Here is a 23,183-nt window from a genome sequence, read left to right as displayed (position 1 = left end):
GTGGCGTCCGTGCCGGTGGGTCAGCCGCCGAGGCCGCCCGCGCCCGACATGAGCTCCTCCCACGTCAGCGGCGAGAGCTCGTCACCGCTCGGCGCGACGACCGTGAGGCTCGAGTCGTTCCAGTCGGTGTACGTGGTGGTCATCTTCTCGCCCGCGATGTCGATGACCATCTTGGCGGGGCGGTTCTCGTCGTCGAGCCACAGGTCGTACGCGACGTCCTCGAGCGCCGAGGCCGCGTCGGTCGGGACCGTCCCGTCGCCCATGGCGGCGACCGCGGCGGACGGGTCGACCGTCACGACGTAGTGCGTCGTCGAGACCCCGTCGAGGTCCTCCTCGCCGACCTTCTTGATGGACTCCACGGAGTCCTTGAAGCCCGCGAAGCTCTTCGACAGGTCGCCCATGTCCTCGATCGGGCCGAGCATCGCGCCGAACGGGTTCGTCTCGTCGGACAGGTCGATCTTGATGAACTTGTTGTCGCTCATCTCGCCGAGGTCCATGTAGTACGCGCCGTCGGTGAGGACGATGCGCGTCTTGGCGCCGGCGGCCTCGCTGACGATCGACATGCTGGTCTTGCCGCCCTTGACGACGACGACACCCTCGAACGTCCCCGCCGCGCCGGGCGTGGTCGAGGTCATCCGGTAGGACGTGTCCTTACCGACCTGGCTGGCCAGGGCCGAGTACAGCGTCTCGGCGGTGATCTCCTCACCGCCGTCGTCGTCCTTCTCCGGCGCGGGCGTGGCGGAGGTCCCCACGGGGGCCTTCGTCTCCTGCTCCGACGGGCCCGAGTCCGAGCCGCAGGCGGCGAGCGAGAGCGTGAGGACCGCCGCAGCCCCCGTGCCGACGATCCGTGTGATGGCGCGCATGTGTGTTCTCCCGTGGATCCGTGTTGTGGCACGCCATGGTGGCACGCGGGACGAACCGGACGGGCCGGTTGTCCACGGCGAGCCGATGGTGCGGTGCCGGCTAGAGGGTCACGTCGACGCGGACCGTCGACCCGGCGGGGGCGTACGGCACGAGGTTGCCCTCGACCGGCGTGCCGTCCACGACCAGCCGGCCGCGCGAGCCGTCGGTGCCCGAGTTCGTCACCGTGATCTCGTACGTCGCGCCGCGCGCGACGCGCGTGACGGTGAACGACGGCACGTCCGGGCCGATCTGCGGGTCGACGACGAGCCCGTCGTACTCGGGCCGCACGCCCAGCAGGTACTGCGAGACCGTGACGAAGTTCCACGCCGCCGTGCCCGTGAGCCAGGAGTTCTTGGCCTCGCCGTGACGGACGGCCTCCTTGCCCGCGATCATCTGCGCGTACACGTACGGCTCGAGGCGGTGGACGTCGGAGATGTCCTCGCGGTAGGCGGGCGTGATGCGCTTGTAGTAGTCGAACGCGCGCGCACCGCGGCCCACGACCGTCTCGGCGATGATCACCCACGGGTTGTTGTGGCAGAAGATGCCGCCGTTCTCCTTGTACCCCGGCGGGTACGTGGAGACCTCGCCCATGTGCACCTGGTACGTGGTGTACGCGGGGTACTGGAGCACCATGCCGTGGTCGGTCGCGAGCATCTCGTTGACCGAGTCGAGCGCCTTGATCGCGGGGGCGTCCGTGTCCTGCGGGCCCTCGCCGACGCCGACGCCCGCCATGACGGCGAAGCCCTGCGGCTCGATCCAGATCTTGCCCTCGTCGTGCGCGTCGGTCCCGATCGGGTTGCCGTAGTAGTCGTACGCGCGCAGGAACCAGGAGCCGTCCCAGCCGTCGGTGAGCAGCGCGTCACGCATCTCGGCGACGTGGCCGCGCGCCCGGTCGGCGACGTCGGCCAGGCCGCGGCGCGCCGCGAGCTCGGCGTACTGCTCGCCGTACAGGACGAACTGCGCGGCGATGAACGTGGACTCCGCGACCCCGCCCGCCTGGTTCTCGGTGGTCTGGAAGGACTCACCGGGCGTCGTGGAGAAGCAGTTGAGGTTGAGGCAGTCGTTCCAGTCGGCGCGGCCGATCAGCGGCAGGCCGTGCGGGCCGCGGTGCGTGACCGTGAACTCGAACGAGCGCGTCAGGTGCTCGAACAGCGGGACCTCGGAGCCGGGCTCGTTGTCGAACGGCACCGGCTCGTCGAGGATCGAGAAGTCGCCGGTCTCCTTGATGTACGCCGCGGTGCCCGCGATCAGCCACAGCGGGTCGTCGTTGAAGCCCGAGCCGATGTCGTTGTTCCCGCGCTTCGTCAGCGGCTGGTACTGGTGGTACGCCGAGCCGTCCGCGAACTGCGTCGAGGCGATGTCGATGATGCGCTCGCGCGCCCGCTCCGGGATCAGGTGGACGAAGCCCAGCAGGTCCTGGTTGGAGTCGCGGAAGCCCATGCCGCGGCCGATCCCGGTCTCGAAGAACGACGCCGAGCGGGACATGTTGAACGTGACCATGCACTGGTACTGGTTCCAGATGTTGACCATCCGGTCGAGCTTCTCGTCGTTCGAGCTCACCGAGTACGTCGACAGCAGGTCGGTCCAGTAGTCCTTGAGCGCCGCGAACGCCGCGTCCGTCTGCTCGGAGGTCGCGAACCGGGACAGCAGCGCGTGCGCGCGCTCCTTGTTGACGACCTGCTTGGCGTCGTCGGCCCACTTCTCCTCGTCGGGGTTCTCGACGTAGCCGAGGACGTAGACGAGCTCGCGCGACTCGCCGGGGGCGAGGGACACCGCGACGGAGTGCGAGCCGATCGGGTACCAGCCGGACGCGACCGAGTTCGCGGACTCGCCCTTGAGCGGCACCGCGGCCTCGCCGAGCGAGTTGTACGCGCCGACGAACGTGTCGCGGTCGGTGTCGAAGCCCTCGGCCTGGGTGTTCACGGCGAACACCGCGTAGTGGTCGCGCCGCTCGCGGTACTCGGTGCGGTGGTAGATCGCGGAGCCGTGCGGGCTCTCCTGCTCGACCTCGACCTCGCCGATCGACAGGTTGCGCTGGTAGTTCGTCTGGTCGTCCTGCGCGTTCCACAGGCAGAACTCGACGAACGAGAACAGCGTGAGCGACTTGTAGGAGTCGGACGTGTTGGTGACGGTGACCTTCTGCACCTCGGCGTTCTCGCCGACCGGCACGAAGAACAGCGTCTCGACGCGCACGCCGCCGCGCTCACCCGTGATCGTCGAGTAGCCCAGGCCGTGGCGCGCCTCGAAGTGGTCGAGGTCCGCCTTGACCGGCAGCCACGACGGGGTCCACACGTCGCCGCCGTCGTTGACGTACAGGTAGCGGCCGCCCGCGTCGGCGGGGATGTTGTTGTAGCGGTACCGCGTCAGGCGGCGCATCTTGGCGTCGCGGTAGAACGAGTACCCGCCGGCCTGGTGCGACAGCAGCGAGAAGAACTGCTCGGAGCCCAGGTAGTTGATCCACGGGTACGGGGTGTGCGGCGTCGTGATGACGTACTCGCGTGCCTCGTCGTCGAAGTGCCCGTAACGCATGGAGGTGCCTCTCGCCGTGCTGGTCGCAGTGCTCGTCGCAGTGCTGCGTGGCGGGCCGCGCGGACCGGTGCTGCCGTGCCTCCGGTGCCGCCGACGACCCGTGGATGGTCAGGTGTGGAGCGGGGTGGTGCAGGGGCGGAACGTGTGCGAGAGCGCTCCCATGCGTCTCACGAGACAGGACTATAGCGGGGCGTGCACCGCCCTGACACCATGCCCGCGCGCGGGGCACTACCGTGGGCGCGTGCTGCTCTCCGACCGCGACATCACCGCCGAGCTCGACGCAGGCCGCGTGGCACTCGAGCCCTACGAGCCCGCGATGATCCAGCCGTCGAGCATCGACGTGCGGCTCGACCGGTTCTTCCGGTTGTTCGACAACCACAAGTACCCGTACATCGACCCCGCCGCCGAGCAGCCGGACCTCACGCGCCTCGTCGAGGTGCCGGCGGGCGAGACGTTCGTCCTGCACCCCGGCGAGTTCGTCCTCGGGTCGACGTTCGAGCGGGTCACGCTGCCCGACGACATCGCGGCGCGCCTCGAGGGCAAGTCGTCGCTCGGCCGCCTCGGCCTGCTCACGCACTCCACGGCGGGCTTCGTCGACCCCGGCTTCAGCGGTCACGTGACGCTCGAGCTCTCGAACGTCGCGACCCTGCCGATCGTGCTCTACCCGGGCATGAAGATCGGCCAGCTGTGCTTCTTCCGGCTGTCGTCGGCCGCGCAGCACCCGTACGGCTCGCAGCGCTACGGCTCGCGCTACCAGGGCCAGCGCGGCCCGACGGCGTCCCGCTCCTGGCAGAGCTTCCACCGCACGGAGGTGTGACGCGATGACGCGTGACCTGCCGCGTCTTCCCCTGTCCGACGAGGGCCTGCGCGGACGCCACCTGCTCGCGCTGCCCGAGGGCGTCGAGCCCGACGAGGTCGAGGTGCTGGCCGCCAGCAGGTTCCTCAACGCGCGCTGGGAGGAGCCCGACGCGGACCCGACCGGCCAGCGCGCCCGGCCCCTGACCGCCGCGCTCGGCATCCGCATCGGCGCCGCCCGGCCGCAGGCGCGCGTCCTGCGGCTCAACCGGCACTCCACGCTGACCGGCCCGTACACCGTCACGCAGGCCGACGCGGTCGCGCTCGGCCTGCCCGTCACGACCGTCACCGCGTTCGACGTCGCGTGCCCCCGCGACCGCGGCGTCCGGCCCGCACCCGGTGGCGACCGGCACGGGCTCAAGCGCGCGTTCCCGGACGGTTACCCGAACCGCGAGGAGGAGCGCGTCCTGCTGTGGCTCGTCGCCGCCGCGCGGCGGCTCGGCGGTGCCGTGCGCACCGGCCAGAACGGTGTGGTCCTGCAGCCCGACATGGAGTCCGCGATCGACCTCACCGTGTTCTCCGACCGGTGGGTCGAGCCCGACGAGGCGCTCGCCGTGGTCCAGCGCGCCGCGCCGCGGGCGCGGCTGTCGGTCCCGACGAGCGAGTGGTCCGGTCCCATGGCGGGAGCCGGACGCGCCGAGCGGCACACCCTGGCCGGCATGCCCGAGCCGGGCGGGTCCGGGCTGCGCGACGCGCTCCTCGAGCACGGGGTCCTGGACCCCGACGAGCGTCGGCGCCTCGCGCAGGAGGCCGCCGCGTTCGACGAGCTCATGCTGGCCGCGCCGCCCGCCGCCGAGTCGTACGGCGTGCTCGTCGAGCTCGGCGTGGACGGGATGGTCGCCGTCGAGGCGTCCGAGGAGACCGCGCTGCCGCCGCTGCTCCAGGGGCTGCCGTGGACCGAGCAGGGCGTGGTGGCGTACCGCGTGCGCTGGGAGCCGATGCTCGTCGAGGAGCTCGAGCTCGAGAAGCCGTCGTTCGAGCACCGCGTCGCCCGCACCCGCAGCGCCCCGGTGGTCCAGGCGATCGCCCGCGCGCTGCACGCGGCGGTCGGCGGCGAGATCGCCGACGAGGACGACTTCCTCATCGCCCCCGACGACCTCTGACCCCGGTCTCCACCCTCACCGACCCCGCACTTCCTCCGGCTCCTACCGGCCATACCGGGAGCAGTCGCGGGCTCGCGGATGGTGCGTCCGCCGAGACCGTGGTTGCTCCGGGTGCGGGCCGTCGGAGCCGGAGGAAGGGCGGGGTCGCGGAAGGGGGCGGGACCTCGGTTGCGGTACGCGGGGTGGTCCGTGGGGGTCCGGCCGAACTGCGGCTTTGCCGTCCGCATGGCGGATCTGGTGACCGGAGAGTGGACGGTGCCGGGATGGAATGGGGCCGACCCGAGGACAGGATGAACCGCGGACCAGCAGAGCGCGCACCGCGCGACCCGCGGGCTCGCCTGCCTGCGCGCCACGAGCGCTCGCGCCGCCGTCGACGAGCGCGCGCCGAGCGGCTCGCGCCCCGCCACCTGCCTGACCTCGGCGTGCCGGATGTCGGGCGCGGCCGACGCCCCCGCGCCGAACCGCCTAGCTCGGTTCCCGGGTGGCTGGCTGACAGGCTTATGGCCGCCCAAACTCACGCCGTAGGACGGCAAGAACATCTCCGAAGGCCGCGCGAATCTGGCCGCGGGGGAAAGGTATGTGCTGTACGCCCGCCGCGTTCGAGAACTCCTCGACACCATCCTCAATGAGCAAGATGGCTCGGCTATACCCCAAGCGCCCCTGAAAAAGGCCGGCCTCGTGGACAACGTTCTGTCTGGCGCGCATTGCCCCGTCAGCCTGTTCGTCCTCCGCGGTCAACACGAGCAGCGCAAGGCTCGACACATCGAGCATCCTCTCAAGGACATCCCGGATGTGGTGTCCGGCCCTGGCGCCGGTCTCGAATGCCTCCACGGAGTAGGAGTGGAGGTGCTCGAGATGGTTTTGCAGATCCATCCACTGTTTGCTGCTACCCCCGTGCCCGATGAATACGCGAGGGGCGGGCGGTTCGACGAGCGGAGGTTTCGGCACTGCGCAGTCTGAGGCGTGCGAATCGAACACCTCCATCAGTTCAAGGACGGTGTCGACTTCGGGGGCCCTTACGAGAACGCTGGAAGCGAACTCTCCGAGATCAACTCGGAGACCGAACTTCGGGGTGTACCAACAGGTGGCTTCTAGGATGGCCGTGGATGCTGGCTTTCGTACGTCGGCAAAGAACGCGCTGAGTGAGTCATGGACCCAACGCTCCCCGCTCGCGAGTGTCACGGCCAGGTGACTGGCTGAGGTCCAGGGCCCGTTCCGGTCCTGCTCGTCCCAGTTCGTCTTGTTGACGTTGTGGTCGGACCAGTCGGCCGCCAGATGCTCGAGCTTATCGAGTGCCTCGCGCACGACTTCGGGCGTGAATCTCGCCTGCGGGAAGTCCTTCTCTAGCGTCGTCACGGCGTGAGACTAGCCGTCAAGAGCACGCGCCGTGAATGTTGCCAGGCGAAACAGGATCGGAGCACGCCATGCCGTGTCAGCGGTCGCCACCGCTGACACCTAGAGGTGTTCAGGGCGCGGGGGCGGCGAGGCGGTCGCGGAGGAGGACGGCGATGTCGGCGACCTCCGGGACGCCCACCTGGGTGCCGGACTGCGCGCCCGACGACGAGCCCGCGTCGGAGGCGCGGGCGGCGGCGACGCCGTCGGTGAGCATGACCGTGCAGTAGGGGCACGCGGTGGCGATGATGTCCGCGCCGGTGCCGAGCGCCTCGGTCGCGCGGGTGGTCGAGATGCGCGTGCCGATGGACTCCTCCATCCACACGCGCGCGCCGCCCGCGCCGCAGCAGAACGAGTCCGCACCGGAGCGCGGCATCTCCGCCACGGTGACGCCGGGGATCGCCCCGAGCAGCTCGCGCGGCGGGGAGTAGACCTGGTTGTGCCGGCCCAGGAAGCAGGGGTCGTGGTAGGTCACGGTGCGCTCGTCGTCGGCGGGCAGCAGCGTCAGGCGGCCGTCGGAGACGAGCCGGTCCAGCAGCACGGTGTGGTGCACGACCTCGTACCGGCCGCCGAGCTGCGGGTACTCGCGGCTGATGGTGTTGAAGCAGTGGGCGCAGGTCACGACGATGCGCGTCGCGCCCACCTCGTTGAGCACCTCGACGTTCTGCGCGGCGAGCATCTGGTAGAGCAGCTCGTTGCCCGCGCGCCGGGCGGGGTCGCCCGTGCAGGTCTCGCCGTCGCCGAGCACCGCGAACGACACCCCCGCGGCGTGCAGGAGCTCGACCACGGCCCTCGTCGTGCGCTTGGCGCGGTCCTCGTACGCCCCGGCGCACCCGACCCAGAACAGGTAGTCGACGTCCGCGGCGGACTCGACGTCCGCCCCGACGACGGGCACCGAGAAGTCGAGTCCCTTGGCCCAGTCGAGGCGTGCGCGGGCGGGCAGACCCCACGGGTTGCCCTGGCGCTCGAGCTTGGTGAACGTGCCGCCGAGCTCCTTGGGGAACGCGGACTCCATGAGCACCTGGTAGCGCCGCATGTCGACGATCGCGTCGACGTGCTCGATGTCCACCGGGCACTGCTGGACGCACGCGCCGCACGAGGTGCACGCCCACAGCGCGTCGGGGTCGATCACGCCCGTGCCGATGAGGTCGAGGCCCGCGTGCTCGTCGTCGGTGGTGCGCGTGCCGTCCGGTGCGCGCAGGTACGGGGCGGTCGCGGCGGCGTGGTCGCGCAGTGCGAGCGTCACGAGCTTGGGGGACAGCGGCTTGCCCGTGGCCCACGCGGGGCACTGGTCCTGGCAGCGGCCGCACTCCGTGCACGTCGAGAAGTCGAGCAGGCCCTTCCACGTGAAGTCCTCGATCGCGCCGACGCCCAGGCGCGCGTCGTCGGGCAGGTCCTCGAGGGCCGCGAGGTCCACCGGGGTGCCGTCGGCCAGCGTGAGCGGCTGCAGCGGGCCGAGCGCGGGCGTGCCGTCGGGCTCGCGGCGCGCGTACACGTTGACGAGCGCGAGGAACCGGTGCCACGCGACGCCCATGGTCGGCTGCAGGCCGATGACCACGAGCCACGCCATCGAGACCAGGATCTTCACGGTGGCCAGCACGACGACCGCGGTCTCCAGCGCGCTCGTCGACGCGCCCTGCCACAGCTGCCCGAGCCAGGCGGTGAGCGGGAAGTGCAGCGCGCTCGCCGTGCCCTCGCCGGCCGCCGCCTGCAGCGCGTACTCCAGGCCGCGCAACGCGATCACGGCGACGACGACCGCGGCGATCGTGGCCTCGACGTAGAACGCCTGCCACTGCGTCGAGCCGAAGAACCGCGAGCGACGCTGCTGGGCGAGCGGCTGCGTGGTGCGCGGCCGGATCCGCAGGCGCAGGACGAACAGCGCGACGATCCCGACGAGCGACGTCCACGCGAGCGCCTCGACCGCCCACTCGAGCGGCCACAGGTGCCCGACGAGCGGGAGCGCGCCGGAAGGGTCGACGACCTGCACGTACGCGGTCGCGACCGTCACGAACAGGACGGGGAACGAGACCATGACGACCCAGTGCGCCGCGCGCACCACGGGCCGGTGCTGGAAGCGCCCGTGCCCGAGCACCTCGCGCGCCAGGGTCACCAGGCGGGTGCCGACGGGCGCCAGGCGCCCCGGTGCGGGCCGCCCCACGCCCACCGTGCGCACGATCGTCGTGACCCCGCGCGCGAACGACCACACGCCGGCGACGGTCGCCACCACGACGACCACGACCCCCACCCACTGCACCCCGTTCACGCCGCACAACCTACCGACCGCCCCCGGGGCGCGCGGGGAGGGTCCATGTCACACGGCTGCCCGGCCGTCCGCCAGCCACTCGGGGGCGAGGCGTTGGTAGAGTCTTGACCGATCCCCTGCCCACGCACGGCGTCGTCCGAAACGATCCGGACGGCGGTGATGCGCCCCGACAGGACGGAGCCCGCCCGCGTGCTGCTGCTGCTCGTCATCCACCTCGCAGCAGCCCTCGCCGCGCCCACGCTCGTCCGGCTGTGGGGTCGCAAGGCGTTCTGGGCCCTCGCGCTCGCCCCGGCGTCCGCCGCGGTGTGGGCGCTCAGCTGGACGTCGCAGGTGCGGGCGGGCAAAGGGCCCGTGGAGAGCGTCGAGTGGGTCGGCCAGCTCGGGCTCGAGCTGACGTTCCGCCTCGACACGCTGTCCTGGCTCATGACGCTCGTCGTCGGCGGCGTCGGTGCGCTCGTGCTCGTCTACTGCGCGGCGTACTTCTCGGCGTCCGCGCAGGGGCTCGGCCGGTTCGGCGGCATGTTCCTCGCGTTCGCCGGCGCGATGCTCGGGCTCGTCACGTCCGACGACATGATCCTGCTGTTCATCTTCTGGGAGCTGACCACGGTCACCTCCTACCTGCTGATCGGGCACTACAGCGACCGCAAGGCGAGCCGTCGCGCCGCGATGCAGGCGATCGTCATCACCACCGCGGGCGGGCTCGCGATGCTCGTCGGCGTGGTCCTGCTGGGCGAGACCGCGGGGACGTACCGGCTGAGCGAGGTGATCACGGACCCGCCGGGCGGCACGGTCGCCACCGCGGCGATCGCGTGCCTGCTCGCGGGTGCCGCGACGAAGTCCGCGCTGATCCCGTTCCACTTCTGGCTGCCCGCCGCGATGGCCGCACCCACCCCCGTCTCGGCGTACCTGCACGCCGCGGCCATGGTGAAGGCCGGGGTGTACCTGGTCGCACGGTTCGCGCCCGCGTACTCCCACCACACGCTGTGGCGCTGGACGATCGTCGTGCTCGGCTGCGGCACGCTCCTGCTGGGCGGCTACCGCGCGCTGCGCCAGCACGACCTCAAGCTCGTGCTCGCGTTCGGCACCGTCTCGCAGCTCGGCCTCATCACGCTGCTCGTCGGGCTCGGCACGCAGGCGACCGCGCTCGCGGGCCTGGCGATGCTCGGCGCGCACGCGATGTTCAAGGCGACGCTGTTCCTCGTCGTCGGCGTGGTCGACGCCGCGACCGGCACGCGTGACCTGCGGCGGCTGTCCGGGGTGGGGCGCGAGCTCAAGCTCACGGCGCTCGCGGGCGCGCTCGGCACCGCGAGCATGATCGGCCTGCCGCCGTTCGCGGGGTACGTCGCCAAGGAGGCCGGGCTCGAGGGGATCGAGCACCTCGAGGACGGCACGGTCGGCGTGGTGGTGCTCGTCAGCGTCGCGATCGGCTCGGCCCTGACGGTCGCGTACGGGTTGCGGCTGTGGTGGGGCGCGTTCGCGACGAAGAAGGCCGTCATCCCCGAGTCCGCGCTCGCGGCCGCCGCCGCCGCGAAGGACGCGGACGGTGCGCGTGGGCCGGGTGCGACGAGCCGGGTCGCGACCCAGCCGGACGCCGAGCCCGCCGCGATCTCCCACCCGTCGCTGCTGCTCGTGTGGCCCGCGATGGTCCTGGCGCTGCTCGGCCTCGTCGCAGCGCTCCTGCCGCACCTCGGTGAGCACCTGCTCCAGCCGTACGCGGCGACGCTGCCCGCGGGCGAGCCGGGGCACCTCGCGCTGTGGGCCGGGTTCACACCCACGTTCGTCCTCACGCTCGTGATCCTCGGCTCGGGCGCCGCGCTGTTCGCGGTGCGCGAGCGCGTCGAGGTGCTGCAGAGCCGCCTCACCTACCGCGGCCCGGACGCGGACCACCTCTACCGACGCTCGATGCGCCGCCTCGACGACGTGGCGGCCGACGTCACCGCGACCACGCAGCGCGGGTCGCTGCCGCTCTACCTCGGCATCGTGCTGGTCGTGTTCGTCGTCGGCGTGGGCGCGAGCCTGCTCGCGGGCGGCCGGTGGCCGCAGGCCGTGCGTGCGTGGGACCACCCCGGGCAGGTCCTGTTCGCGGCGGCCGCGGTCGTGTCCGCGGTGCTCGTCGCGCGGGCGCGCCGCCGGCTCAAGGCCGTGATCCTGCTCGGCATCGGCGGCTACGCCGTCGCCGGCCTGTTCCTGCTGCAGGGTGCGCCGGACCTCGCGCTCACGCAGGTGCTCACCGAGACCGTCACGCTCGTCGTGTTCGTGCTCGTGCTGCGCCGCATCCCGCCGTACTTCTCCGACCGGCCGCTCGCCGCGTCGCGCTGGCTGCGGCTCGCGCTGGGCCTCGCGGTCGGGCTGACCGTCGCGGGTGTCGCGCTCGTCGCACCGTGGGCCCGCGTGCACGCGCCCGTGACCGAGCACTTCGCCGACGAGGCCGTCAGCTGGGGCGGCGGCAAGAACATCGTCAACGTCACGCTGGTGGACATCCGCGCGTGGGACACCATGGGCGAGATCTCGGTGCTGCTGGTGGCCGCGACGGGCGTCGCGTCGCTCGTGTTCCTCTCGCGCCGCACGGGGCAGATCTTCCGCGCCAAGGAGGCCATCAACGAGCACAAGGTGTGGGCGGGCACCGACCCGATGGCCGCGCTGCGCCGCGGCACCGACCAGGCGCGGGTCGACGCGCCCGCGACCAACCGGGTGTGGCTGAGCGCGGTCGCGACGCTCGCGCCCCAGCGCCGGTCGGTGATCTTCGAGGTCGTCGTGCGGCTGCTGTTCCACACGATGGTCGTCTACTCGGTGTTCCTGCTGTTCAGCGGGCACAACGCACCGGGTGGCGGGTTCGCCGCGGGCCTCGTGACGGGCATCGCGCTGATCGTGCGCTACCTCGCCGGCGGGCGGTACGAGCTCGGCGAGGCCGCGCCCGTGCAGCCGGGTCTGCTGCTCGGCACCGGGCTGTTCCTGTCCGCGGGCGTGGGGCTGGTCGGGCTCGTCGTCGGCGGGTCCGTGCTGCGGTCCTGGATCATCGACTTCCACGTGCCGGTGATCGGGCACGTGCACCTGGTGACCAGCCTGTTCTTCGACATCGGCGTGTACCTCGTCGTCGTCGGGCTCGTCCTGGACATCCTGCGCTCGCTCGGCGCGGAGCTGGACCGCCGGGCCGAGACCGGCGAGGACCCCGCGTTCGCCGAGGGCACGGACCTGCTCAGCGAGGCGGGTGAGCGCCGGTGATCGACATGACCCCCAACCTGACGCTCGTCGTCGCGATCGGCGTGCTGTTCGCGGCGGGCGTGTACCTGCTGCTCGAACGGTCGCTGTCGCGCGTCCTGATCGGCGTGATCCTGCTCGGCAACGGCGCGAACCTGCTGTTCCTCGTCGCGGGTGGCCGCGCGGGACGGCCGCCGATCGTGGGGACGGCCGCCGAGGGGCAGATGAGCGACCCGCTCCCGCAGGCGATGGTCCTCACCGCGATCGTCATCACGCTCGGCATGACCGCGTTCCTGCTCGCGATGGCGTACCGGTCGTGGCAGCTGCAGCGGCACGACGAGGTGCAGGACGACGTCGAGGACCGGCGCATCGCGCGCCTCGCGGCGATCGACGAACGCGCGGTCACCGACGCCGACACCGAGGCGACCGCGCAGTCGCTCGACGAGGAGGCCGAGGAGGCCCGCGACGAGACCGACGAGGGAGCCGCGCCCGGCCAGGAACCGCGCCGCGAACAGGGGGTGACACCGTGACCGACTGGACCTGGATCGTGCCGCTGCCGGTCGTCATCCCGCTGTTCAGCGCGGGCCTGACGCTCGCGATGTACCGCCGCCCGCGAGTGCAGCCCGTGGTCTCGGTGACCGCGCTCGCGCTCGTGCTCCTCGCGTCCGTCGCGCTGCTCGTGCTCGCGGACGACGGCCCGCTCGTGGTCGACGTCGGCGGGTGGGCCGCGCCCGTGGGCATCAACCTGGTGGCCGACCGGCTCTCGTCGCTCATGCTGACGATCTCGTCGGCCGTGACGCTGTGCGTCCTGCTGTACTCGCTCGCGCAGGGCCGGGACGACGACGAGGAGTCCGCACCCGTCTCGATCTACCACCCGACGTTCCTCGTGCTCGCGGCGGGCGTCGCGAACGCGTTCCTCTCGGGCGACCTGTTCAACATCTACGTCGGCTTCGAGATCCTGCTCGCGGCGTCGTTCGTGCTCATCACGCTCGGCGGCACGCGCGACCGGATCCGCGCGGGCACCATCTACGTCGTCGTCGCGCTGCTGTCGTCGGTGCTGTTCCTCGTCGCGCTCGCGGCGATCTACGCCGCGACGGGCACCGTCAACCTCGCGCAGCTGTCGCTGCGCCTGCCGCACATCGACCCGGACGTGCGCCTCACGCTGCAGGTGCTGCTGCTGCTCGCGTTCGCGGTCAAGGCGGCCGTGTTCCCGCTCTCGGCCTGGCTGCCGGACTCGTACCCGACCGCGCCCGCACCGGTCACCGCGGTGTTCGCGGGCCTGCTCACCAAGGTCGGCGTGTACGCGATCATCCGCACGCAGACGCTGCTGTTCCCGGGCGGCAGGCTCGACGACGTCCTCATGTGGGCGGCGCTCGCGACGATGGTCGTCGGGATCCTGGGCGCGGTCGCGCAGGACGACATCAAACGTCTGCTGTCGTTCACGCTCGTCAGCCACATCGGCTACATGATCTTCGGCATCGCGCTGTCCACCGAGGCGGGGTGGACCGCGGCCGTGTACTACGTGGCGCACCACATCACCGTGCAGACCGCGTTGTTCCTCGTCGTCGGCCTCGTCGAGCGGGTGGGCGGGTCCACGTCGCTGACCCGGCTCGGCGGCCTGGCGAAGCTCGCCCCGGTGCTCGCGATCCTGTTCTTCGTGCCCGCGATGAACCTCGCGGGGATCCCACCGCTGTCGGGGTTCCTCGGCAAGCTCGGGCTCCTGCAGGCCGGCGTCGACGCCGGCACACCGCTCGCGTACCTGCTCGTGGTCGGGTCCGTCGTCACGTCGCTGCTCACGCTGTACGCGCTGGTCAAGGCGTGGAACAAGGCGTTCTGGCAGTCGCCGCAGGACGAGCCCCGCCCGGGGCGCCTGCCGTTCGGGATGGTCGGACCGACCGCCGCGCTCGTGCTCGTCGGGCTCGGGCTGACGTTCGCGGCCGGGCCGCTGTACGCGTACACCGAGCGCGCGGCCAACGCGTTCGCGCTGCGCACCACGTACATCCGCGCGGTGCTGCCCGACGGCGAGCGGGGCGAGGGCGAGTCCGCGGACGTGGCCGACGAGGACGCGCGACGCCAGGGCGCCGACGAGGACGCGCGGACGGGGGCGGAGCCGTGAGCCTGCACCCGCGGCGCGCGCGCCGCCTGCCCTGGGGCACGGTCGTCTGGCTGACGGTCGTGTGGGTGTTCCTGTGGGGCGACCTCAGCGCCGCGAACGTCGTCGCGGGCGGCACGCTCGCGCTGCTCGTCACGCTGGGTCTGCGCATGGCGTCGGTCGACTTCCACGGCACGGTGCACCCGTGGGGCGTGGTCCGGCTGTTCGCGCGGTTCGCGTGGGACCTGCTGCGCGCGTCGTTCGAGGTCGCGTTCCTGGCCCTGCGCCCGCGGTACACCCCGCACGGCGCGGTGATCGGCGTGCAGCTGCGCAGCCACTCGGACCTCTACCTGACGATGACCGCGGAGCTGTGCTCGCTCGTGCCCGGCTCGCTCGTCGTCGAGGCGCACCGGCTCACCGGCCGGCTGTACCTGCACGTGCTCGACGTGCGCGCGGCGGGCGGGATCGAGGCGGCGCGGCAGGCCGTGCTCGACCAGGAGGAGCGCGTGCTGCGGGCGTTCGCGTCACGTGCCGAGCTCCGGTCGGCGGGTCTGCTGGCCCCCGAGACGGCGGGGGTGCGCGGATGACGTGGGTGGTGCTCGTCTGCGCGGCCATGATCACGGTGGGTGCGGCGCTCGCGATCGTGCGGGCCGAGCGGGGTCCCTCGATGCTGAACCGGACCATCGCGCTCGACATCACGGTGACCGCGGTCATCGCGGCGTTCGCGCTGTACGCGGCCGCGCAGCGGCGCACCGACGTGGTGCCCGTGCTCGTCGTGCTGTCGCTGGTCGGCTTCGTGGGATCGGTGACGGTCGCGCGGTTCGCGGCCGTCGAGCCCGAGGGTGAGGGCCGGGTGCGCACGCGCGAGGAGGTCGCGGCCGAGGAGGCCGCCCGGCGCGAGGCCGAGGAGGCCGAGATGCGGCCCGCGGCGGAGCCCGAGGAGCACCACGGCGGCGGCGCGGAGGGAGAGGTGCGATGACCGCAGGTTCGGGCTGGGACACCCTCGCGGACGTGGTGTCGGTCGTGGCGCTGCTGGGCGGCTCGTTCCTCGTGCTCGCGGCGGGGGTGGGGGCGCTGCGGTTCCCCGACCTGCTCGCGCGGATGCACGCCGGGACCAAGCCGCAGGTGCTGGGGCTCGTCCTCGTGCTCGTCGGGCTCGGGCTGCGGCTGCGCTCGGGCGGTGCCGTGTGGGCGCTCGTGCTGGTCGCGGTGTTCGGGCTGCTCACGGCGCCCGTCGCGGCGCACATGGTGGGACGCGCGGGGTACCGGACGGGCAAGGTCCGCAACGACCTGCTGGTGGCCGACGAGCTGACCCGCGACCTGCGCGAGGCGCGCACGCGCGACGACGTCTGAGCCGCGCCTCGTCGTCGGGGTGCCGACGACGAGCGGTCAGCGCGTGTAGGTGCGGGCCACGGGACGCTCGACGAGCAGGCCGTCGCGCAGCTCGACCACGCGGTCGGCGAGGCACGCGAGCTCCGGGTCCTGCGTCGCGACGACGACCGCCGTGCCGCAGTCGCGCGCGACGGCGACGAGCAGCCCGAACAGCGCGAGCGCGCGCCACGAGTCGAGGCCCGCGGTCGGGTCCTCGGCGAGCACGACGCGGGGGCGGTGGACGAGCGCGCGCGCGACCGCGGCGCGCTGGCGCTGACCGAACGAGACGGCCTCGGGCAGGTGGTCCGCACCGGCACCGACGAAGAGCCGGCCGAGCAGGGTCGCGGCGCGCTGGCGGGCCTCGGTGCCGGGCACGCCCATGCGCAGCAGGGGCAGCTCGACGTTCTGCACGAGCGTGAGCTCGGGGAGCAGGTCGTCGTCGGGGAAGACGAGGCCGAGCGCGCTCAGCCGCGTGGCGGCGAGCTCGTGCGGGCGCAGCGTCGCGAGGTCGCGGCCGTCGAGGCGGACGCGGCCGCGCAGGGGGTGCACGAGGCCGGCGAGCGCCTGGAGCATCGTGGTGGTGCCGGAGCGGGCGGGCCCGAGCAGGGCGACGGCCTCGCCGTCGTGGACCTCGAGGTGGGCACCGCGCAGCTCGGCCGGGGATCCGGTGCGTGCGACGAGGTCGCAGGCGGACAGCACGGACATGGCGCCTCGCAGCGTTGCGTCGGGGGTGGCCGGGGATCGTGGGGAGAGCCGGCCGCGGGGTGCCGAGGTCCGGCGACCCGCTTGGGTGGCATCTTGGCGGGCGACGCGCGGAGATTTGTCCGAATGAAACGATTAACTGCGTCCGATCGCGGCGCGCACCGGTCTCACGTCCTCCAGGCGGCGGCCCGTGGCGAGGCTCATCGGCACCGCGACGGCCACCGCCGTGAGCACCCACGCCGAGTAGTCGATCCCCAGGAACAGCCAGATGCTGGCGTGCATCACCGCGACCGCGAGCGCGAACAGTGCGCGCGTGCGGCGCCACAGCAGCCACACGGGCGCGGTCAGCTCGAGCAGCAGCGCACCCGTCGCGAGCCCGCTCGCCAGCACCGCGTGGTCCGCGACCCACTGCGCGACCCCGGCCGCGTGCGGCGACGTGCCCTGCCGCAGCACCCACGTCATATTGTCGGACAGCGCCCACCCGATCCCCGAGTGCCGCAGCTTCTGCACGCCCGTGAGCCAGTAGACGAGCGCCAGCACCGCGAGCGCCGCGCGCGGCGGCCACCCCCACACCACCGCACGCTCGTCGTCCTGGTCGCGGCGCGGCACGCGCGCGAACAGCAGCGGCACCGCGACCCACACCGTCAGCACGTCGTTGTGCAGCACCTTGCCCGACGAGCCCCACGACGCGCACAGCACCGCGTAGCAGACCCACGCGAGCACGAACCCGGCGTGCGCGCGGCGCCGCGCGAGCACCAGCGCGACCCCCGCCGTGCCGAGCACCGCGAGCGTCACGGGCAGCCACGCGGGCAGCGCCGCCGGCAGCCACGACACGAACGTCAGGCCGTCGGTCAGCGCGGCCGGCCGCTCGGCGATCGCGGCCCAGTCGCGCGCGACGAGACGCAGCCCGATCACGAGCGCGACGAGCGTGTGGACCTCGCGGAGCCGGTAGCCCGGCCCGGGCGCGGTCAGCCGGGCGTCGAGCGTCCCGACGAGCGCGCGCACGCGGCCGTCACGGCTGCGCACGGCTGGACGGCGCTCCGGCGCCGAGACGCTCACAGCGTCACCTGCGCGAGCACCGTCGTCGGCCCGTGCTCGTGCCGTTCACGCGTCTCGCCGTCCATGGTCCACGCGGTCCGCTCGACCGCCGCCGAGGTGAACGCCGCGGGGTCGAGACCCGCGAGGCGCAGCCACGCGACGACCTTCTCGCGGCGGGCGCCCGTGGGCAGGTCGCGCAGCTCGGCGAGCTGGTGGGACGTCGCCGCGAGCGGCGCGTCGGCCGGCATCGGGACGGTCACGCGCACGCCGTCCGTCCCCGTCACGACGAGCCGCAGCGACGCGCCGTCCGCGGTTCGCACCGTGCTGAACAGGCGGAACGCGGTCACCGGCCACGCCTCGGCCTCCACCAGCGCACCCAGCGCGATGACGCCCAGCACGGTCCACGTGACCGCTCGGGCGCGGCGCCGTGCCCGCGCGTCCTCGCGCAGGTCCTCGCGCAGGTCCTCCCGCACCGTCGCCGCGGTGGGCTCCCGGCCCACGCCGTCCGCCGCCCCGCTCAACCCGTCCCCCCGCACGTCACCGTCCGCCCCCTCGGCCGACGGGACGAACTCTGCCAGACGCCGCGCACCGGACGGGCGGCTTTCGCGCCTCGACTTCGCGCGCCGCTCGCGCGCCCACGCGCTCGCCCTCGCGCACGCCCACCGCTCGCGGGTCGCGCCGTGGTGGTTGGATGGCGGGGTTCCTGGACGGGCGAGGCGAGGGGTCGCAGGTGCGCGGGCGCGGCGAGGGTCACACCGAGGTCGTCGTCGTGGGCGCCGGACCCAACGGCCTCGCGGCCGCGGTCACGTGCGCGCGCGCCGGGCTCCAGGTCACGGTGCTCGAGGCGCAGCCCGACGCGGGCGGTGGTGCGCGCACGCTCGACCTGGGCCTCGCGCCGGGCGTGGTGCACGACGTGTGCTCGGCGGTGCAGGCGATGGCGTGGGCGTCGCCGTTCTTCCGCGGTTTCGACCTGGCCGCGCGCGGCGTCGAGCTCCTGACCCCCGAGGTCTCGTACGCGCAGCCCCTGCCCGGCGGGCGGTCGGGCCTCGCGTACCGCGACCTGGACCGCACGGTGGAGGCGCTCGGCGAGGACGGGCCCGCGTGGCGTGCTCTCGTCGGGCGGCTGTCGGAGCACTGGCCGCACGTGGTGCGGCTCGCGCTCGGTGACAAGCGCTCGGTCCCGCCCGGCCTGCTCCCCGGCGGCGTGCCGACCGCGGCGGCGTTCGGGTTCGCCGTGCTCGAGCAGGGCACCCGTGCGTGGGACCGGCGGTTCTCCGGGGACCTCGCACCCGCGCTGCTCACGGGTGTCGCGGCGCACGCGAGCACCCCGCTGCCGTCGCTCGCCGCGGCCGGGACCGCGCTGCTGCTCGCGTCGCTCGCGCACGCCGGGTCCGGCTGGTCCATCCCGCGCGGCGGCTCGCGCGCCATCACCGACGCGCTGCGCGCCGACCTCGAGGCGCACGGCGGCCAGGTCGTCACGGACCACCCGGTGCGCACCGCGGCCGACCTGCCGGGCGCGCACGCCTACCTGTTCGACACGACGCCGCGCACGGTCGTCGAGGTGCTGGGCGACGAGCTGCCCGCTCGCGCTCGGCGGGCGTTGAGCGCGTTCCGGTACGGCGACGGCGCCAGCAAGGTCGACTTCGTGCTCTCCGGGCCGGTGCCGTGGACGGACCCCGAGGTCGCGCTCGCGGGCACCGTGCACCTGGGTGGGACGCGCCGGGAGATGGCCGACGCCGAGGCGCAGGTCGCGCGCGGGCAGCACCCCGAGCGGCCCATGACGTTGCTGAGCGACCCCGCGGTGGTCGACGAGACGCGCGTCGTCGACGGCCTGCGTCCCCTGTGGACGTACGCGCACGTGCCCGCCGGGTCGGACGTCGACGTGACCGAGGCGGTCACCGCGCACGTCGAGCGGTACGCGCCCGGGTTCCGCGACCTCGTCGTCGCGAGCCGGTGCGTCCCCGCCGCGCGGATGTCCGGCCACAACGCGAACTACGTCGGCGGGGACATCGCGTCCGGCGCGGTCACCATGTGGCAGATGGTCGCGCGGCCCACCCCGCGGCTCGACCCGTACGCCGTGGGGCTCGACGGCGTGTACCTGTGCTCGGCCTCGACCCCGCCCGGACCCGGCGTGCACGGGCTCGGCGGCTGGTTCGCGGCGCGGCGCGCGCTGCGGGACGTCTTCGGCATCACGCAGGCGCCCGACCTGCACCCCTGACGCCGGGGCGCCGGGCGACGGGACGGGGGCCGGCTCAGTCGGTGATGTCGGTCTTCACCGCGAAGCGCGCCGTGCCGCGCGTCGCGAGCGCACGAGCGACCGCGACCGCCGCACCGGACAGCGCCGCGGCCACGAGGATCTCCGCGAGCTGCGAGTCGCCCGGGTCCTCCGCCTTCGGCGGCTTGTGGCCGCGCGCGGCCTGCCAGGACTGGGTGATCACCTGGTTCGCCGCCCACGCCGCCGCGGCGGCCGCGGCGAGTCCGACGAGCTTCGCGAGGACGGGGGTCGAGGGCTTGCCTGCCATGGACGCCGACGCTACCGCCCACGGGCGGTCCGCGCGCGCCGCTCGGCGTCCGGGCGCGGGTAGCATCGACCCCTGAACGACAGGGGAGCGCCGGGCTGACACCAGGGCGCTGAGAGTGCGGGACAGCCGCAGACCCTCGAACCTGATCCGGGTGATACCGGCGTAGGGAGTCGGGACTTCTCACCTCCGCCTCGTCGTGCCGGGGTCCTCGGTGCGACGAGGCGGTGGACCCCTCCTCGCAGACGACGCCAGGAGGCAGAACGCATGACCGGTCCGACGGTGCGCGGCACCCGCGCATCCCGACCCACCCGCCGCACGGCCGCGCTGCTCGGCGGCCTGCTGGTCCCCGCGCTCGTCCTCGCGGGCTGCGCGATCGCGGACGAGAGCACGCGGCCGGGCAGCACCCCCACCGCGGGCACGACGGGGACGGCAGGCGCCGACCCGTCCGCCGAGCTCGGCGGCACCGTCACCCTCGTGACGCACGACTCGTTCGCGCTGTCCGACGGCCTGCTCGAGAAGTTCACCGACGCCACGGGCGTCGAGGTCCAGGTGGTCCAGCCCGGCGACGCCGGCGCGCTCGTCAACCAGCTCGTCCTCACCAAGGACGCGCCGCTGGGTGACCTCGTGTACGGGATCGACAACGCGTTCGCGTCCCGCGCCCTCACCGAGGGCGTGCTCGAGCCGTACCGGTCGCAGGGCGACGCGGCGGACGACGCGATCGGCTTCGCGGTCGAGGGCGACGACGCGGGCGCGCTCACCGCTGTCGACTTCGGCGACGTGTGCCTCAACGTCGACGAGCAGTGGTTCGCGAAGCACGACCTGCAGCCGCCGACGACGCTCGACGACCTCACGAAGCCCGCGTACGAGGACCTGCTCGTCGTCCCCAACGCGGTGACCTCCTCACCCGGGTTCGCCTTCCTGCTCGCGACCATCGGCGCCAAGGGCGACGAGTGGCCGCAGTACTGGCAGGCGCTCGTCGACAACGGGCTCAAGGTCGCCGACGGCTGGTCCGACGCGTACTTCACCGACTTCTCCGGCGGGGGCGGCGGCGGGCCGCGGCCCATCGTGCTGTCCTACGCGTCGTCGCCGCCGTCGACCGTCCCCGAGGGCGGCGACGAGCCGACGACCTCGGCGCTGCTCGACACGTGCTTCCGGCAGGTCGAGTACGCGGGCGTGCTCGCGGGCGCCGAGAACCCCGCGGGTGCGCGCGCGCTGCTCGACTACCTGCTGTCCTACGAGGTGCAGGTCGACATCCCCGGCTCGATGTACATGTACCCCGTGAGCTCGCAGGTCGTGCTGCCCGCGCAGTGGACGCTGTGGGCGCCGCTGGCCGAGCACCCGTTCGAGGTCGCACCGGGCGACATCGCCGCGAACCGCGACGTGTGGCTCTCGACGTGGTCGCAGACCGTGATCGGCTGACATGACCGCGACGACCGAGCTCCCGCGCCCCGTGCGCGACGCACCGACCGGCGGGCCCGCGCGCCCGACGGCCCGCGTGCGCGTGCGGGGAGCGGGGCTCGGTCGGGGCGCGGCCTGGACCGTCGCGGTCCTCGTGCCGCTCGCGTTCCTCGTCGTCTTCTTCGCCTACCCCGTCGCCGTCATGGCCGGACGGGGGTTCGTGAGCGACGGGCGGCTCGACCTGTCGGGGTTCGCGGACGTGTTCGCGCGTCCTCGCACGTGGCGGATCATCGGGCAGACGCTCGCGCAGGCCGGCCTCGCCACGACCGTCAGCGTGCTGCTCGGCGTGCCCGGTGCGTACGTGCTGTACCGGCGGCGGTTCGCGGGCCGCGCCGCGGTGCGCGCGCTCGTCACCGTGCCGTTCGTGCTGCCGACCGTCGTCGTCGGCGTCGCGTTCCGGTCGCTGCTCGTCGAGAACGGGCCGCTCGGGTTCCTGCACCTCGACGGCACGTTCGCCGCCGTCGTCGCGGCGCTCGTGTTCTTCAACTACGCGATCGTCGTGCGCGGCGTCGGCGGCATGTGGGAGCGCCTGGACCCGCGCGCCGAGCAGGCCGCGCGCGCGCTCGGCGCGACACCGTGGCGTGCCTTCCGCACCGTCACCCTGCCCGCGCTGACGCCCGCGATCGCGTCCGCCGCGTCGCTCGTCTTCCTGTTCTGCGCGACAGCGTTCGGCACCGTGCTGGTGCTCGGCGGGCTGCGCTACGGCACCGTCGAGACCGAGATCTGGGTGCAGACCACCCAGTTCCTCGACCTGCGCGCCGCCGCCGTGCTGTCCGTGGTGCAGCTCCTCGTCGTCGTGGTCGCGCTGCTCGCCGCGAACCGGGCCCGCGCACGGCGTGAGCGCGCGCTCCCGCTCGCGAGCACGGAGACCGCCGTACGGCCCCTGCGGCTGCGCCGCCGCGTCGGCGAGCCCCGCGACGACGGGCTGGGGCTCGAGCGTGCCGCGGCCCTCGTCACCGCGCTCGTCGTCGTGCTCCTCGCGCTGCCGCTGGTGAACCTCGTCGTCCGCTCGCTGCGCGTCGGCGACCGCTGGGGGCTCGACCACTACGTCGCGCTGTCCAGCGTGCGCGGCGGCGTCACCGTGACCGTCTGGCAGGCCGCGCTCACGTCGCTGCGCACCGCCGTCGACGCGACGCTCCTCGCGCTGCTCGTCGGCGGGCTCGTCGCGCTCGTCGTGTCCCGCCGCCCGCGCCGGCCGGCCGCGCGCCGCGCCGTGGCCGGGATGGACGCGCTGTTCATGCTGCCGCTCGGGGTGTCCGCCGTGACCGTCGGGTTCGGGTTCCTGCTCGCGATGCACCAGCCGTTCGGGCTGGACCTGGACCTGCGCCGGTCGCCGCTGCTCGTGCCGGTCGCGCAGGCCGTCGTCGCCGTCCCGCTCGTCGTGCGGACCGTGCTGCCCGTGCTGCGCGCCATCGACCCGCGGCTGCGCGAGGCCGCCGCGACGCTCGGCGCCGCACCCGGACGCGTGCTGCGCTCGGTCGACCTCGCCCTGGCCGGGCGGGCGCTCGGGCTCGCCGTGGGGTTCGCGTTCGCCGCATCACTCGGGGAGTTCGGCGCGACGTCGTTCCTCGCGCGGCCCGACCGGCCCACGCTGCCCGTCGTGATCTTCCGGCTCATCGGCCGGCCCGGGCCCGAGTCGTACGGTGCGGCGCTGGCCGCGTCGGTTGTGCTCGCGGTGCTGACGGCGGGCGTCGTCGCGGTGTGCGAGCGGCTGCGCCGCGCGGGAGAGGGAGGCGAGTGGTGACCACGGGGAGCAC

19 protein-coding genes and 1 riboswitch are annotated in these 23,183 nt (G+C 73.4%); of the genes, 11 read left to right on the top strand and 8 right to left on the bottom strand.

Features of this window, described 5'->3' with window-relative positions:
- Positions 1 to 20: 20 nt before the first annotated feature.
- Positions 21 to 863 (bottom strand): hypothetical protein, encoded by an 843-nt coding sequence (locus CBP52_RS13140; RefSeq protein ID WP_094181333.1) that lies wholly within the window; start codon positions 861 to 863, stop codon positions 21 to 23.
- 100 nt (positions 864 to 963) lie between these two features.
- Positions 964 to 3,432 (bottom strand): GH36-type glycosyl hydrolase domain-containing protein, encoded by a 2,469-nt coding sequence (locus CBP52_RS13135; protein WP_094181332.1) that lies wholly within the window; start codon positions 3,430 to 3,432, stop codon positions 964 to 966.
- 241 nt (positions 3,433 to 3,673) lie between these two features.
- On the opposite strand from CBP52_RS13135, the gene dcd reads away from it, so the two are divergent.
- On the top strand, positions 3,674 to 4,249 hold the full coding sequence (dcd, locus tag CBP52_RS13130; protein WP_198303458.1) for a dCTP deaminase: 576 nt from the start codon (positions 3,674 to 3,676) through the stop codon (positions 4,247 to 4,249).
- Positions 4,250 to 4,253: 4 nt separating this feature from the next.
- A complete protein-coding gene (locus tag CBP52_RS13125) occupies positions 4,254 to 5,390 on the top strand; it encodes a hypothetical protein (RefSeq protein WP_094181331.1) in 1,137 nt (378 codons plus the stop codon).
- A 498-nt stretch (positions 5,391 to 5,888) separates the two neighbouring features.
- On the opposite strand, the gene CBP52_RS13120 is transcribed toward CBP52_RS13125, so the two are convergent.
- Together CBP52_RS13120 and CBP52_RS13115 are read right to left on the bottom strand one after the other, a co-directional pair.
- Positions 5,889 to 6,746: a TIR domain-containing protein gene (locus tag CBP52_RS13120; RefSeq protein WP_094181330.1), complete on the bottom strand. Its 858-nt coding sequence runs from the start codon at positions 6,744 to 6,746 to the stop codon at positions 5,889 to 5,891.
- Positions 6,747 to 6,855: 109 nt separating this feature from the next.
- Positions 6,856 to 9,045: a (Fe-S)-binding protein gene (locus CBP52_RS13115; protein WP_094181329.1), complete on the bottom strand. Its 2,190-nt coding sequence runs from the start codon at positions 9,043 to 9,045 to the stop codon at positions 6,856 to 6,858.
- Between the two features lie 189 nt (positions 9,046 to 9,234).
- Here CBP52_RS13115 and CBP52_RS13110 point away from each other — a divergent pair, with 189 nt between their 5' ends.
- From CBP52_RS13110 to mnhG, 6 genes are read left to right on the top strand one after another with little or no spacing between them, the layout of a single operon-like run.
- Positions 9,235 to 12,267, top strand: a complete 3,033-nt coding sequence (locus CBP52_RS13110; protein WP_094182378.1) for a Na+/H+ antiporter subunit A — start codon at positions 9,235 to 9,237, stop codon at positions 12,265 to 12,267.
- 5 nt (positions 12,268 to 12,272) lie between these two features.
- The gene (locus CBP52_RS13105) at positions 12,273 to 12,773 is read left to right on the top strand and encodes a Na(+)/H(+) antiporter subunit C (protein ID WP_094182377.1); all 501 of its coding nucleotides are present in this window, start codon (positions 12,273 to 12,275) and stop codon (positions 12,771 to 12,773) included.
- The gene (locus tag CBP52_RS13100; RefSeq protein WP_094181328.1) at positions 12,770 to 14,359 is read left to right on the top strand and encodes a Na+/H+ antiporter subunit D; all 1,590 of its coding nucleotides are present in this window, start codon (positions 12,770 to 12,772) and stop codon (positions 14,357 to 14,359) included. The genes CBP52_RS13105 and CBP52_RS13100 overlap by 4 nt, the downstream gene beginning before the upstream one ends.
- Positions 14,356 to 14,922, top strand: a complete 567-nt coding sequence (locus tag CBP52_RS13095; RefSeq protein ID WP_094181327.1) for a Na+/H+ antiporter subunit E — start codon at positions 14,356 to 14,358, stop codon at positions 14,920 to 14,922. Before CBP52_RS13100 ends, CBP52_RS13095 begins: the two co-directional genes overlap by 4 nt.
- Positions 14,919 to 15,314, top strand: coding sequence for a monovalent cation/H+ antiporter complex subunit F (locus CBP52_RS13090; RefSeq protein ID WP_094181326.1), 396 nt, complete (start codon positions 14,919 to 14,921; stop codon positions 15,312 to 15,314). Before CBP52_RS13095 ends, CBP52_RS13090 begins: the two co-directional genes overlap by 4 nt.
- A complete protein-coding gene (gene mnhG / locus CBP52_RS13085; RefSeq protein WP_094181325.1) occupies positions 15,311 to 15,688 on the top strand; it encodes a monovalent cation/H(+) antiporter subunit G in 378 nt (125 codons plus the stop codon). Before CBP52_RS13090 ends, mnhG begins: the two co-directional genes overlap by 4 nt.
- A gap of 36 nt (positions 15,689 to 15,724) precedes the next feature.
- Here the strand turns inward: mnhG and CBP52_RS13080 are convergent, their stop codons facing one another.
- From CBP52_RS13080 to CBP52_RS13070, 3 genes are all read right to left on the bottom strand, one after another.
- Entirely contained in the window at positions 15,725 to 16,411 is a 687-nt protein-coding gene (locus CBP52_RS13080) for an ABC transporter ATP-binding protein (protein WP_094181324.1), read from the bottom strand.
- Between the two features lie 132 nt (positions 16,412 to 16,543).
- Entirely contained in the window at positions 16,544 to 17,467 is a 924-nt protein-coding gene (locus tag CBP52_RS13075; protein WP_232514489.1) for a hypothetical protein, read from the bottom strand.
- Complete coding sequence (locus CBP52_RS13070; protein WP_157732625.1) at positions 17,464 to 17,982, bottom strand: hypothetical protein; 519 nt, start codon at positions 17,980 to 17,982, stop codon at positions 17,464 to 17,466. Before CBP52_RS13070 ends, CBP52_RS13075 begins: the two co-directional genes overlap by 4 nt.
- Before the next feature lie 155 nt (positions 17,983 to 18,137).
- Between CBP52_RS13070 and CBP52_RS13065 the strand changes: the two genes are divergently transcribed.
- Positions 18,138 to 19,664, top strand: a complete 1,527-nt coding sequence (locus CBP52_RS13065; RefSeq protein WP_094181322.1) for an NAD(P)/FAD-dependent oxidoreductase — start codon at positions 18,138 to 18,140, stop codon at positions 19,662 to 19,664.
- A gap of 34 nt (positions 19,665 to 19,698) precedes the next feature.
- Here CBP52_RS13065 and CBP52_RS13060 read toward each other — a convergent pair whose 3' ends face one another.
- On the bottom strand, positions 19,699 to 19,968 hold the full coding sequence (locus tag CBP52_RS13060) for a DUF4235 domain-containing protein (RefSeq protein WP_094181321.1): 270 nt from the start codon (positions 19,966 to 19,968) through the stop codon (positions 19,699 to 19,701).
- Between the two features lie 71 nt (positions 19,969 to 20,039).
- Positions 20,040 to 20,154, top strand: a riboswitch (TPP riboswitch).
- Between the two features lie 78 nt (positions 20,155 to 20,232).
- On the opposite strand from CBP52_RS13060, the gene CBP52_RS13055 reads away from it, so the two are divergent.
- Both CBP52_RS13055 and CBP52_RS13050 read left to right on the top strand, forming a co-directional pair.
- Positions 20,233 to 21,387 (top strand): thiamine ABC transporter substrate binding subunit, encoded by a 1,155-nt coding sequence (locus CBP52_RS13055; RefSeq protein ID WP_094181320.1) that lies wholly within the window; start codon positions 20,233 to 20,235, stop codon positions 21,385 to 21,387.
- Between the two features lies 1 nt (position 21,388).
- Positions 21,389 to 23,170: an iron ABC transporter permease gene (locus CBP52_RS13050; protein ID WP_094181319.1), complete on the top strand. Its 1,782-nt coding sequence runs from the start codon at positions 21,389 to 21,391 to the stop codon at positions 23,168 to 23,170.
- The last annotated feature ends 13 nt before the right edge of the window (positions 23,171 to 23,183 follow it).

Origin of the sequence: Cellulomonas sp. PSBB021 (assembly GCF_002240455.1) — a bacterium.
Lineage (GTDB): Bacteria > Actinomycetota > Actinomycetes > Actinomycetales > Cellulomonadaceae > Cellulomonas > Cellulomonas uda.
Note: the sequence above shows the minus strand (reverse complement) of the source record. Positions and strands in the feature narration are given on the sequence as shown.